This window comes from Stenotrophomonas sp. FR012 (assembly GCF_047520565.2).
GTDB classification, from domain to species: domain Bacteria; phylum Pseudomonadota; class Gammaproteobacteria; order Xanthomonadales; family Xanthomonadaceae; genus Stenotrophomonas; species Stenotrophomonas sepilia.
Map to the genome: position 1 here is coordinate 38,634 of NZ_JAXBQL020000011.1, position 12,601 is coordinate 51,234.

A 12,601-nucleotide genomic window follows, 5' to 3' on the forward strand; every position below is an offset into this window, starting at 1 on the left:
GGCCGTGGCGGGAACGCGGTTGCAGGCTTAGAAGCGCTGCTGGTACTTCATGTACATGAAGCGGCCGATGTCGAAGCCACCGTAGTAGGTGAAGCTGCTGTTCGGCTGGCTGTACATGATCGGGCCCTGGTGGTTGAACACGTTGTTCACGCCCAGCGACACGGTGCCATCCCACGGCAGGCTGTAGCGCACCTGCAGGTCGTGGAAGGTGTTGGAGCCCACCTTGTTGGTCGGCGAGGCGCTGGTGTACGACGAGTTGAAGCCCGGCATGTTGCACTCGTCCATGTACGAGCACTTCTCCTTCATGCTGGAGTAGTAGCGCGCGGTCCAGCCGATGCCGAGGTCGCCATACTGCCAATCCAGGTTGAAGGTGGAGCGCACGCGGAAGTCGCCCGCCCAACCGGTACGCTGTTCCACCGGGGTGGTGGCGGCGCTGTCGTTGCGCTGCTCCAGATAATCGGTGTAGGTGGTGTTCCAGTTGACGGCGAACTTGCCGAACGCGGTTTCCGGCAGGCGGTAACGCACGTTGATGTCATAGCCGGCAGTTTCGCGGTAGCCCGCGTTGACCAGCGAGCGGTCCAGCGAGTTGACCTGGCCGTTGCTGCCACGGGTGAAGCGGCCACAGGCAGCATCCGAACCCTGCACGTAGCACTGTTCCAGGATGTTGGTGGCCGACTCACCGACGATGGCGTTGTCGATGCGGATCTTCCACCAGTCCAGGCTGACGTCCAGGCCCTGCACGAAGTCCGGGCTGTAGACCAGGCCCACGGTCCAGGTCTTGGCGGTTTCCGGCTTCAGGTCCGGGTTGGAACCCGAGCTGAAATCGGTGGTGGCCTGCTGGCCGGGCTTGGTGGCCACGCTGCCATCGCTGTTGAGCTGGCGGAAGTTGGCCGGCACCTTCAGCGCCTGGCAACGGGCAGCGACGGCCGGGCTGGTGGCGGCGGTGCCGAAGGAGGTATCGCACGGGTCGGTGAACGAGTCGCGGCTGCTGACGGTGCCGCCGTACAGGTCATCCACGGTCGGCGCACGGAAGCCGGTGCCGTAGGTGGCGCGCACCAGCAGGCTGTCGATCGGCTTCCACTTCAGGCCGAACTTGCTGTTGGTGGTGGAACCGAAGTTGTTGTAGTCCGAGTAGCGACCGGCCACGTCCAGCGACAGTTCGCGGGCGAACGGCAGGTCGGCCAGCAACGGCACCTGCAGTTCCAGGTAGGCCTCGTTGAGCGAGTAGTTGCCGCGGGTCGGCTGGCCGCTGGTGCCGGCGATCTCGCCCTTCTGCACCTTCATGTCCGGCGTGTAGCTGGCCTCCTCGCTGCGGTGCTCGAAGCCCATCGCGGCCAGGATGTCGCCGGCCGGCAGGGTGAACAGCGAACCGGAGATGTTGCCGCTGGCGACCTTGGTGGTGCTCTGCATCTTGTCGACGAAGCGGGTGAACAGGTAGTCCTGCACGTCCTGGTTGCTCAGCGAGCCCGGGCCGGTGTAACCCATCGGGGCAGCCGGGTTCCACGGCACGCAGCCGGCGATCACCGCGCCCGGCGCACCGCAACGGGCCACGTTGCCGTCCATGAAGGACGGGCCGACGGCCAGGTTGACGTGCGGCTGGTACATGCTGCCGGTACCGATGCGCTCGCCTTCGTTGCGGTTGTACATGTAGTTGATGTTCCAGTCCCAGTACCGCGAACCGGTTTCGAAGCTGCCTTCCAGGCCGATGCTGGCGCGCTTGGTTTCCAGGTTGTTCTCGGTGCCGCGCGGCAGTTCCTCGGTGCGGTGCGCGAACAGCGCATCCTGGCCCCACAGGTTGAACGCGCTGTCCTTGGACAGGGCGGCACGGCTGCCATTGCGGGCCTGCGCGGCGCTGACCGAGTACGGGTAGCCGGCCAGGTGCTTGGTCGACTCGCGCTTGCTGTACAGCGCGTCGGCGACGATGCGCAGGTTGTCGGTGATCGAGAAGCCACCGTTGGCGAACACCGAGGTGCGCTCCAGGCCGGTCAGCAGGCTCATGTTCGACTTGGTGTTGGCACCATCGGCCGGGTTCGGCGCATGGAAGTTGCCGGCCTTGCTTGGGTCGCCGCCCGGACCCACGGTCAGGTTCTTGCCGCCGACGGTGACGTAGCCCCACGGCGTGTTGCCGTTGAGGCCATCGTTCGGGTGGCGCGGGCCGTTGGTGTAACGGCTGAACTCGCGGTCCTTGCCCAGCACCTCGTCTTCCTTGGTGCGCTCGGCGCCCACGCTGAACCAGCCGCGCTCGAAGGTCTTGCCGAAGGTTGCACTGTATGCGCGCTTCTGGCCGTCACCCTGGCCGTACTGGCCGACATAGACGCTGGCCTCGCCACCATCGAAATTCTTGCGGGTGATGATGTTGACCACACCGGCGATGGCATCGGAGCCGTACAGCGCGGAGGCGCCGTCGGTCAGCACTTCCACGCGCTCGACGATGGACGACGGGATCGAGGCCAGGTCGGAGTAGCCGCCGGCGCTGACGCCCATGCGGCGGCCGTCGATCAGCACCAGGCTGCGTTCCGGGCCAAGGTTGCGCAGGCTGACGTACATGCCGCCGAAATCGCGCGAAGAAGTCAGCGACGAGGCGCGGCTCATGCTCGGCGCACCGGCGGCAGGAATGTCCTGCAGGATGTCGGCGACGTTGACGTAACCCTTCTTCTCGATCTCGGCGCGGTTGAGCGCGACCACCGGCTGTGCGGTTTCGACACTGGCCTGGCGGATGCGCGAGCCGGTGATTTCGATGCGGTCGAGGTTGGTCGGGGTATCGCCGGCGCTCTGTGCGAAGGCGGGGGTGGTGCAGCTGGCGGCCAGCGCGATGACGATCGCGTTGCGCAGCGGATTGGTTTTCAGGGACATCCGTGAAATCTCGTGTTTCAGTAAAAACATGCGCCCGTTCTATGGGCGCGTGGGGTGCTGCAAACCAACGTGGGGGGCGCGATTCTAGAATGTTTTCATTCGTAACTGTTTGTCTCGACGCCGCTGGAAGTGCGCGAAGATGAATCGCAACCAACAATCCACAGATGCACTGTGCGCAGCGTCACGCGCACTGCGTCTGCGATGAGTAGAGGCATCGATAGCGGCACAGAACCGCCACGCTTGAGCTGTTGTGACAACACGCTGCAGTGCGCACTTGTACGCAGGTGCCTATCCGTTGCGATGCATCCACCCGCATGAAATGCTCTTCGCGCTGTCATCGAAAACAAGAGGCGAAGGAATGATCCAGCTCGACGAAGCACGCCGTCGCGTGCAGGCTGCACTTGCCAGCGACGATGAGCCGGTTGCCATCACGCACGAGCATGAGATGGTCGAAGGCTGGCTGTTCTGCTTCCAGTCGCTGCGCTACCTGCAATCCGGCGAGATCTCGGACGCGCTGGCCGGCAATGGCCCGATCTTCATCGACAGGCATACGGGTGAGCAGCACGCGCTGGGCACGGCGTACGCGCCGGAGGAGGCTGTTCGCCGGCATTTGGCCCTGCGGCACCCACCATCCGATGTTGCGGCGATGGATGCCTGAGTTCAGCAACGAAAAAGGGACGGAGCCTTCGCTCCGTCCCCCTGCGTGATGCGCAGTCCACCGCTGCATGATGCTCAGGTTTCGCGCAGCGCCGTAGTGATCGGCAAGCGCGCCGCGCGCAGCGCTGGGAACAGGCCGCCGACCAGGCCGATGCCCAGTGCCCATTTCAGGCCGGTCCACAGCAGTTCCGGTGATACGTGGAACTTGAACACCACCGCGCTGAAGTTGCTGCCGATGGTGGACACGCTGTAGCCATTGAACAGCAGCCATGCAACCGCACAGCCGAGCAGGCCACCGAGCAGCGCCAACAGCATCGTTTCCAGCATCACCGCCGTCACCACCGGCAGGCCGCGGAAGCCGATCGCACGCATGGTGGCGATTTCGCGGGCGCGCGTGGCCACGGCCGCATACATGGTGTTGAGCGCGCCGAACACCGCACCGACCGCCATGATCGTGCCGATCACCTTGCCCAGGATGTCGATCAGCTTGGTCAGCCCGCCGCCCTGCTTGCTGTAGTAGACGCGGGTGGTTTCCACGTCCAGCTTCAGGCGTGGGTCGGCAGCGACGGCCGCCTTGAACTGATCGAAGCCGGCCTTGCCATCGGTACGCACGCTGATCGACTGCCAGGCACTGCGCTGGTAGGTGGTGGCCAGCGTATCGGCGTCGGTCCACAGTTCCGAATCATGCGCATCGCCAGTGGCGAACACACCGACCACGGTCCAGGTCTGGTTGCCCAGCGTCAGCGTCCTGCCGACCTCCATGTCGCGGAACTGGCCCTTGGCGCCCTGGCCGACCACGATCTCGCGCAGCCCGGTGGCGAACTTGCGGCCCTCGACGATCCTGACCTTGTCATGCACCGCCCACGCCTGCGGGCCGACGCCGCGGAACTGGGCGTTGACGTCGGTGCCATCGGACTTGGACACCAGGTTGACCACCTGCGACAGCTCTGGTGACAACAACGGCCGGCCCTGCGCATCGCGGCTGATGCCGGGCAGGGTGGACAGCATGGGTACCTGTTCGCGGGTGATCACCGAGTTGGTCTCGGCCTGCGAGCCACCGCGCAGCACGATGGCAGTGGTGTCATCGCCGGTGTTGTTGAGCGTGGCCTGGAAACCTTCGCCCATCGCCAGCATCGCCACCAGCACGCCGACCACGCCAGCGATGCCGACCACGATCACCGAGGACGCGCCCCAGCGTTGCGGCAGGCTGGCCACGCCGATGCGGGTGGCGGCCAACGCCAGCCGTCCACCGCGGGTCAGCAGCAGCCACAGCGTTACCAGCACGGCCACGGCCAGCACGCCAAACCACGGCAGCCCGATCCACAACACCAGGCCGATCGCAAGCAGCAGCACGGTTACGCCGTTGCCCAGCCACTTCTTGAGCTTGTTCATCTGCAATCCTCCTCAGCGGCCGGCCAGTGCATCGACGATCTTCAGGCGCTTGGCACGCAGCGCGGGCAGCAGCCCGACGATGATGCCGATCACTACGATCAGGCCCAACCCCATCAGCCAGGTCGGCGTTGGTACGTGTGGCGGCAGCATGCCCATGCTCTTCGGGCCGATCGCCGGCAGGATCAGGGCGGCCAGGCCCATGCCGATCAGGCCACCGAGGCCGATCAGCAGCACCGACTCCACCATCACCAGGGTCAGCACGGTGCTGTCCTTGAAGCCCAGCGTTTTCAGCGTGGCCAGCTCCGGCACGCGCTCGCGCACGGCCTGCGCCATGGTGTTGCCGGTCAACAGCAGCAGGGTGAAGAACACCGCGCCCATGATCGAGGTGACGATCATGCCGATATCCGCGAACTGCTTGACGAAGGCCTGCTGGAACGCCGATTCGGTCTGGGTCTTGGTCTCGTGGTCGGAGTTCGCCGAGATCGCATCGATCGCCTGTGCGACCCGCGAAGAGTGGTCCGGGTTGTCCAGCGTCACCGTGTACCAGCTCACCTGGTTCTTGATGTAGTCGTTGGATTCGTCGAAGTACTTCCAGTTCATCATCAACTGGCGTTCTTCGTTGGCGGCCAGCGCGCGGTCCTTGGAGCGGTAGATGCCCTTGAGCACCAGTGGCCAGTCATTGCTGCCGCCACGCGGGAAGATCGTCGCCTGCAGCGGGATGGTATCGCCGATCTTCCAGCCGAACTGCTTGGCCAGGGTTTCGCCGACGATGGCGCCAGTGCGGGTCTGCTTCCAGTCCTCCAGTTGTGCCGGATCGATCTGCAGCTCGCGGTAGACATCGAAGTAGTTGGGTGACACCGAGAAGTTCGGGAAGAAGTTCTTCGGGTCCTGGTAGATGCCGCCGAACCACATGCCATAAGCCACGTCACGGACGCCGGCCACCTGCCGAACCTGTGCTTCCAGCCGGATCGGCAGCGACTGGGTGATCGACAGCCGCGACGCCACCACCAGGCGGTTGGCGCCTTCCACGCTGCCGCCGGACGAGAACGCCACGCGCACCGAGTCGAGCATGCCGAACAGCAGGAACGCGGCCACCACCGACAGCAGGGTCAACAAGGTGCGCGTGCGGCTGCGGAACAGCTGCGCCCACACCAACGAGAAGTATTTCATCGCCGTGGCCTCCGTCAGTGGGCCAGCGGCGCGTCGGCCAGCTCGCCCTTGTCCAGGTGCACCGTGTGCGTGGCGTACTCGGCGGCCTTCGGGTCATGGGTGACCATGATGATGGTCTTGCCGTGCTCGCGGTTGAGCTGCTGCAGCAGGCCGAGGATCTCCTCGGCCGATTGGCGGTCGAGGTCGCCGGTTGGTTCGTCGCAGATCAGGAAGGTCGGGTCGGAGACGATCGCGCGGGCGATCGCCACGCGCTGCTGCTGGCCGCCGGACAGTTCATTCGGGCGGTGGCTGCGGCGGTCGGCCAGGCCGACCAGGGTGAGCGCGATTTCGGCATTGCGGCGGCGCTGCGCCGCACTGAGGTGGGTCAGCAGCAGCGGCAGTTCCACGTTCTTCTGCGCGGTCAGCATCGGCATCAGGTTGTAGAACTGGAATACGAAGCCGACATGGTGGCTGCGCCACGTCGACAGCTGGCCGCCACTCATCTGGTCGATGCGCTCGCCCTCGATGCTGATCTCGCCGCCAGTGGGGCTGTCCAGGCCGCCGATCAGGTTGAGCAGGGTGGTCTTGCCCGAACCGGACGGGCCCATCAGCGCGACGAAGTCGCCGCTGGCGATGTCCAGGTCGATGCCGTGCAGCACCTGCACTTGCTCGGGGCCACGCTGGTAGGTCTTGGTGATGTTGCGCAGTGAAACCAGGGTCGACATGGGTGGTTCTCCACGGGAGGCGGGAAACGGGGAAGCGCACCTGCGGCGGCCGCAGGCGTGCGTCGAGCGATACTGCCGGCCGCGCCCACGGGCGCCAGGCCGTTACTGCGCTTGTTTCTGTTGCACCTTGGCGCCATCGCGCAGGGTGTCCGGCGGGTTCACCACCACCGATTCACCTGCGCTCACGCCCTTGAGGATCTGGCGGTCCTTGCCCATCGCCTGGCCGGCCTCGACCGTGCGCTGCTGCACGCGGCTCTCGTCACCCAGCACGAAGGCCACCGAGGCACCGTCGCGCTGCACCACGGCGCCGCCGGGCACGCGCACGCCCTGCGGCTTGGCCGCGGCCTGCGGCTGCGCCTGTTCCAGGAAGCTGACGCGCACGCCCATCTCCGGCACGATGCGCGGGTCCTTCACCTTCAGCGCCACGCGCACCTTGACCGTGGCCTTGCCGCGGTCGGCGGTGGGGATGATGGCGATCACCTCGCCGGGAATCTTCCATTCCGGGTAGGCGTTGAGCGTGGCTTCCACCGGCATCTTCGGCTGCACGCGGCCGATGAAAGCCTCGCCGACCTCGACTTCGATCTCCAGCGAGTCCATGTCCACGATGGTGCCGATGCCGGTACGGGTGAACCCACCACCCGCCGACAGCGGCGAAACGATCTCGCCGGGCTGCGCCGCCTTGGCGGTGACCACGCCGGAGAACGGCGCGCGCACGATGTTGTTGTCCACGCCCAGATCGGCGATGGCCAGCTGGTCGTTGGCAACCTTGACGTTGCGCTGCGCGGTATCCAGCTGCGCACGCAGGCTGTCGCGCTGGGCCACGGCCTGGTCGTACTGCGAGCGCGAGACCAGCTGCTGGCCAACCAGCGCCTGCAGGCGGCTGGCTTCGGCGGCGGCCTGCCTCTGCTGCGCCTCCAGCCCGGCGACCTGGCTGCGTGCGGCCTGCAGCTGCGAGGCGTACAGGCTGCGCTGCGCGTCGGCATCGATCGGGTCGAGCGTGGCCATCACCTGGCCGGCTTCGACCCGCATGCCTTCTTCGATCATCACCTCGCGCACCTTGCCGGTGATCTTGGCCGATACCGTGGCCATGCGCCGGGCGACCACGTAGCCACTGGCGTCGAGCACCGAGCTGCTGGCGCTGCCCTGCTGGATGGCCACGGCGGGAGCGGTTTCCACCTCTACGGCCGGTGCGCGACCGAACAGGTAGGCCACGGCCGCGGCGACCAGCAGCACGACCACGATGATCGCGATCCACAACCAGCGGCGACCACCGCCATTGCCTCCGGAGGCCAGCGGGGGAGATTTGCGGTCGATACGGAGTTCCTTCAACAGCTCGGCAGAGGCGTTCATTCGTTCCATCACAGGCGTTCGGGCGGGTGTGGCCGGAAGCGCGGACGACGGCGGTTCCGGCGGTGGAGCGTGCGGCACAGCATGAAGGCAGGTACAGCGATGACGGCAGTGACAGCTGTCATCCGATGACACTGACGGCGGCAACTGCGAAATGTGACCACGGCGGCACAGGATGGCAACGTTCCCGCTACCGGTACCGCTCATGGATCCGATCGCCCCATTGCCGGCCCGCCGCAGCGGCACCACCAAGCGTACCGTGATCTGCGCTCGGTTGCGCCGGTGCCAACTGGCCGGCGGTGGCGCCTGCGCGCAGCCGGCCGAACTGGCATGATCGGCGGCGATCATCCCCGCCTGGAACCGCCTGTGCCGTCCACCTGGCTTGCCTCCCTGCTGCGCCCCGCGCCGGACTCGGCGGTGGCCGAGACGCTGCGCCGGGGAAAATCACCCTGGAGCGAGGCGATCCACCTGCTGTGGTCGGTGTGGATCTTCCTGACGCCCTTGCTCGGCCATGGCTTTACCCTGCGCTGGCTGCTGCTGACGCTGGCCAGCTATCCGGTGTTCCTGCTGCTGTACGCCAAGGTGATGGTGGCGCCGCGCCATCACGCCCCGCGCTATGCCCTGGGCCTGATCGCGATGTCGCTGGTGCTGCTGCCCTGGTACCCGTCCGGGCTGACCTACTTCGTGTTCGGCTGCGTGCTGCTGCGGGTGAGCGGTCGCGGCGGCTGGTGGCAGTATCTGCTGCAGCTCACTGGCCTGAACCTCCTGTTCTGCAGCCTCGCCCTGCTGTTCCAGTACCCGTGGCAGAGCCTGGTCTGGATCCCCGCCGTGTCCTATATCGTCGGCCTGGTCGTGAACGTGGAGGCACTCAACCAGCAGAAGGATGCGGCACTGCAGCTGTCGCAGGACGAGGTGCGGCGGCTGGCGGCCACTGCCGAGCGCGAACGCATCGGCCGCGACCTGCATGACCTGCTCGGTCACACCCTGTCGCTGATCACGTTGAAGCTGGAGCTGGCGCGCAAGCTGCACGACCGCGGCGACGCGCGCGCGCGGGTGGAGATCGGCGAGGCCGAGGCCATCGCCCGCGAAGCGCTGGCACAGGTCCGCAGCGCGGTCACCGGCATCCGCGCCAGTGACCTGGCCGGTGAGCTGGCGTCGGCGCGGCTGCTGCTGGAGTGCCAGCAGGTCCACCTTCAATACGCACCCCCACCGGCGATGCCGGTGGATGTCGAACGTGGGCTGGCGCTGGTGCTGCGCGAGGCCGCCACCAATATCGTGCGCCACGCACAGGCGACGCAGGCACGGGTGGAGTTCATGCTGGAGGGACGCATGCTGGCGATGCAGATCCGCGACGATGGTCGTGGCGGCGTGCAGGCCGAGGGCAATGGGTTGTGCGGCATGCGCGAACGCGTGGCCGCCCTGGGTGGAAGCCTGCAGGTGCAGTCCGCAAGGGGCGAGGGTACGGTGCTGACCGTGCGCGTGCCACTGGCCGCCGCGACCACACCGCTGCCGCCAGGCGTGCCGCCGTCGCTGGTGCAGGACGGTGCCGCATGATCCGCATCCTGCTGGCCGAAGACCAGGCGATGGTACGCGGCGCACTGTCGGCGCTGCTGGGCCTGGAAGCGGATATCGAAGTGCTGGGCAGCGCCGCCGACGGCGAAACCGCGTGGCGCATGCTGCAGCAGCTGCAGCCGGACATCCTGGTGACCGACATCGAGATGCCGGGCTTGTCCGGGTTGGAGCTTGCACAGCGCATCGCGCGTCACGAGCTGCCGATCAAGGTGGTGATCGTGACCACCTTTGCCCGCGCCGGTTTCCTGCGCCGTGCGTTGGAAGCGGGCGTGCTGGGCTATCTGCTGAAGGACGCACCGGCCGAGAACCTGGCCGAGGCACTGCGCAAGGTGAAGCAGGGCATCCGCGCGATCGACCCGCAGCTGGCACTGGATGCGTGGTCGCAGGCCGATCCGCTGACCGACCGCGAGCGTCGCGTGCTGCGGCTGGCGGGCGAGGGCCGCACCGCCAGCGAGATCGCCGAACAGCTGGGGTTGTCGCACGGCACAGTGCGCAACTATCTGTCCGAGTGCATCGGCAAGCTGGGCGTGGCCAATCGCATTGAGGCGTACCGGCTGGCGCGGCAGAAGGGGTGGTTGTAGGGGCGGCCTGCCTTTCCTGGTGATGTCGTTTCCGCGACCGCGGGTGGGTGTCACTTTCTTTGCGCGCAAAGAAAGTAACCAAAGAAACGCTCCGCCGGCCGCGAGCCGGCGCGCTTCGCACGCCGGTGCCCTGCGCTCCTCGGTCCGTCGAGGGACGGTGCGGGAACTCGCTGCGCTCAGACACCCGCACCTCTTCGCCCTCGCCGGACCTGCGGTGCTCGGCTCGCTCAAGGCGGACTTGAAGGTCAAGATCAACAGCAAGAGCATCCACGCATGGCGTGGATCTACTGGGTGCAGCTGTCGCTCTTGATGTTGGGTCCGCCTTGAGCGAGCCGAGCATCGCAGGGGAATCAGGGGCGAAGAGGCGCCGGTGTTTGAGCGTAGCGAGTTCGGCGCCGTCCCCTGATTCACCGAGAAGCACAGGGCACCGGTGCGCAGCACCGGCTCGCGCTCTGGCGGCGCGTTTCTTTTGGTTACTTTTCTTTTCGCGCGAAAAGAAAAGTGACACCCCCTGCGGTCGCGGAAACGATCCGCCGGGAACTCCCGGCGAACCCGATCATCACTTCTTCCCGCGCGCCATCGCCTGGAACACCCCGTCGCGACGCACCCACAGGTGGAACAACGCCGCACCCACATGCATCAGCACCGTAGCGAACAGCACATACGCCAACAGGCTGTGCGCATTGCGCAAGGCGGCATACAACGCCGGGGTGTGCGGCACGATCGGCGGCAGGTGCAGCCCTCCCCACAACACGATCGGGTATCCGCCGGCCGACAGCATCGCCCAGCCGATCAACGGCATCGCCAGCATCAGCGTGTACAGCATCCAGTGCGAGGCCTTGGCCGCTACCCCCTGCCAGACCGGCAGGTCGGCAGGCAGCGCCGGTGGGCGATGGCGCAGCCGGTTGTACAGGCGCAGCAGCGCCAGCAACAGGATCGCGATGCCCAGTGGGCGGTGCAGGTCGATCAGCGCGGGACGCAGGTGCAGCGAGGCGACCATGGTCACGCCGATGAACAGCATGGCGACGATCATCAGCGCCATGGACCAGTGCAGCACCCGCGCCAGCAGGTTGAAGTGGCCGTTGCCGGTGCTCATCGTGCGGCCTCCTTCGGTTGTTCGACGTTGCCGCTGGCGCGCTCGCGTTCACGGCGGTTGAAGGACTGCGAGTACACCGCCGAGCGGGCCGCCAGGATCGGATCATTACTGCCGCGCACCCCACTGGGCAGGATCAGCGGATCGAAATTGATCTGGCCGCAGGCGCCCTCTTCCTGCGATTGCATGCGATCCAGGCTGAGCACGCCCGCCACTACCTGGTCACGCGACTCGGGCCACGGCACCGACGGATCATCGATGGCGTCGCCGGGCTCGGCGGTGGTCACGACCAGGTTCCAGCGCACCGGCCCGCGGGCCAGGCGCTGCTGCAGTTCCTGGCTGAGGAAATCGACGCTGGCCTGCTTGCGCGCTTCCGCATCCATCTCCACCACCGGCGCCAGCGGCTGCCAGCGCCAGCGCACCGCACGCTTCTGGCCCTGCGCATTGATGAACCAGAAACTGTTGACGCTGTTGAAAGTGGTGTCGGCCCAGCTGCTGGTCCATGGCGCTGTCTTCGCCCACTGCTGGAACGCCTGCGCACTGGGGTATTTCGCCAGCACTGCCGCCATCTTCTGCGGGTCCGGCTTGCCGGTGGCCGGGTCGGGAATCGAGGCGCGGGTCTGCTCGTAGAACGCCTCGGCCGTGGGTACCGCGAAGAACGGGAAGCTGTTCATCGCCATGCGCCATTCCTGGCCATCATCGCTGACCATCTGCACCGCCAGGCTGCGCACGCGTGCGGTGTTGTCGGCGCCGTAGGGGTCGCCGCCACCGATCGACAGGCGGCCCATCACCGGCACACGCGTCTGCGAGAACACCCGGGCACTGGACAGGGTAGGGGCCTGCGCGCTGGGTTCGAACCAGCCGCTTACGCAGACGCCCTTGCTGTGTGCACGGCGGAAGCCCGGATGGGCCGGGCCGGTGGCCTCGATGGTGTCGGTGAAGCGCTGCGCGGTGAGGCGGTCGCCCATCCAGCCGGCCAGCCAGGCGAAGGCCAGCGCCACGGTACCCAGGATGAGCGCGATCAGCGCGATCCAGAGCAGGGGGGAGTGCTTGCGCGGTGCGCCCGGCGTCTGGCCGGTGCGGGTGTAGCCGAAGAGCGACATGGTCGGAGTCCTGCATTCACGGAGCGTGTGGGTGGTCGACCCACACATCCTCGCAGAACCCTTCCAGGCCCGGTATTCAAATTTTCGTCAAGTTTGCCGGGGACGGCGTGCCGACCAAGGCCGGCACCC

Annotated in this window: 11 protein-coding genes; 4 read left to right on the forward strand and 7 right to left on the reverse strand. The window is 66.6% G+C overall.

Going from position 1 to position 12,601, the window contains the following annotated elements; all coding sequences use genetic code 11:
• Positions 1-27: 27 nt before the first annotated feature.
• The gene (locus ACM0O9_RS16495; protein WP_065178982.1) at positions 28-2,853 is read right to left on the reverse strand and encodes a TonB-dependent receptor; all 2,826 of its coding nucleotides are present in this window, start codon (positions 2,851-2,853) and stop codon (positions 28-30) included.
• 358 nt (positions 2,854-3,211) lie between these two features.
• Between ACM0O9_RS16495 and ACM0O9_RS16500 the strand changes: the two genes are divergently transcribed.
• Complete coding sequence (locus ACM0O9_RS16500) at positions 3,212-3,511, forward strand: YrhB domain-containing protein (protein ID WP_139726626.1); 300 nt, start codon at positions 3,212-3,214, stop codon at positions 3,509-3,511.
• A gap of 74 nt (positions 3,512-3,585) precedes the next feature.
• Here ACM0O9_RS16500 and ACM0O9_RS16505 read toward each other — a convergent pair whose 3' ends face one another.
• The 4 genes from ACM0O9_RS16505 to ACM0O9_RS16520 form a co-directional block, all read right to left on the reverse strand.
• Positions 3,586-4,902 (reverse strand): ABC transporter permease, encoded by a 1,317-nt coding sequence (locus ACM0O9_RS16505; RefSeq protein ID WP_065178983.1) that lies wholly within the window; start codon positions 4,900-4,902, stop codon positions 3,586-3,588.
• A 12-nt stretch (positions 4,903-4,914) separates the two neighbouring features.
• Positions 4,915-6,072 carry an ABC transporter permease gene (locus ACM0O9_RS16510; RefSeq protein WP_005420575.1) on the reverse strand — a complete coding sequence of 386 codons (1,158 nt, stop codon included), beginning with the start codon at positions 6,070-6,072 and terminating at the stop codon, positions 4,915-4,917.
• 14 nt (positions 6,073-6,086) lie between these two features.
• Entirely contained in the window at positions 6,087-6,776 is a 690-nt protein-coding gene (locus ACM0O9_RS16515) for an ABC transporter ATP-binding protein (protein ID WP_005420572.1), read from the reverse strand.
• A gap of 102 nt (positions 6,777-6,878) precedes the next feature.
• Positions 6,879-8,126 carry an efflux RND transporter periplasmic adaptor subunit gene (locus ACM0O9_RS16520; protein ID WP_235649714.1) on the reverse strand — a complete coding sequence of 416 codons (1,248 nt, stop codon included), beginning with the start codon at positions 8,124-8,126 and terminating at the stop codon, positions 6,879-6,881.
• A gap of 202 nt (positions 8,127-8,328) precedes the next feature.
• On the opposite strand from ACM0O9_RS16520, the gene ACM0O9_RS16525 reads away from it, so the two are divergent.
• The 3 genes from ACM0O9_RS16525 to ACM0O9_RS16535 are packed head-to-tail and all read left to right on the forward strand — an operon-like array spanning position 8,329 to position 10,276.
• Positions 8,329-8,457 (forward strand): hypothetical protein, encoded by a 129-nt coding sequence (locus ACM0O9_RS16525; RefSeq protein ID WP_258391628.1) that lies wholly within the window; start codon positions 8,329-8,331, stop codon positions 8,455-8,457.
• Complete coding sequence (locus ACM0O9_RS16530; protein WP_235649715.1) at positions 8,454-9,677, forward strand: sensor histidine kinase; 1,224 nt, start codon at positions 8,454-8,456, stop codon at positions 9,675-9,677. The genes ACM0O9_RS16525 and ACM0O9_RS16530 overlap by 4 nt, the downstream gene beginning before the upstream one ends.
• Entirely contained in the window at positions 9,674-10,276 is a 603-nt protein-coding gene (locus ACM0O9_RS16535) for a response regulator transcription factor (protein WP_005420563.1), read from the forward strand. The genes ACM0O9_RS16530 and ACM0O9_RS16535 overlap by 4 nt, the downstream gene beginning before the upstream one ends.
• Before the next feature lie 559 nt (positions 10,277-10,835).
• Here ACM0O9_RS16535 and ACM0O9_RS16540 read toward each other — a convergent pair.
• Both ACM0O9_RS16540 and ACM0O9_RS16545 read right to left on the reverse strand, forming a co-directional pair.
• Complete coding sequence (locus ACM0O9_RS16540) at positions 10,836-11,372, reverse strand: cytochrome b (RefSeq protein WP_235649716.1); 537 nt, start codon at positions 11,370-11,372, stop codon at positions 10,836-10,838.
• The gene (locus ACM0O9_RS16545; protein WP_235649717.1) at positions 11,369-12,472 is read right to left on the reverse strand and encodes a catalase family peroxidase; all 1,104 of its coding nucleotides are present in this window, start codon (positions 12,470-12,472) and stop codon (positions 11,369-11,371) included. The genes ACM0O9_RS16540 and ACM0O9_RS16545 overlap by 4 nt, the downstream gene beginning before the upstream one ends.
• Between the last annotated feature and the right edge of the window lie 129 nt (positions 12,473-12,601).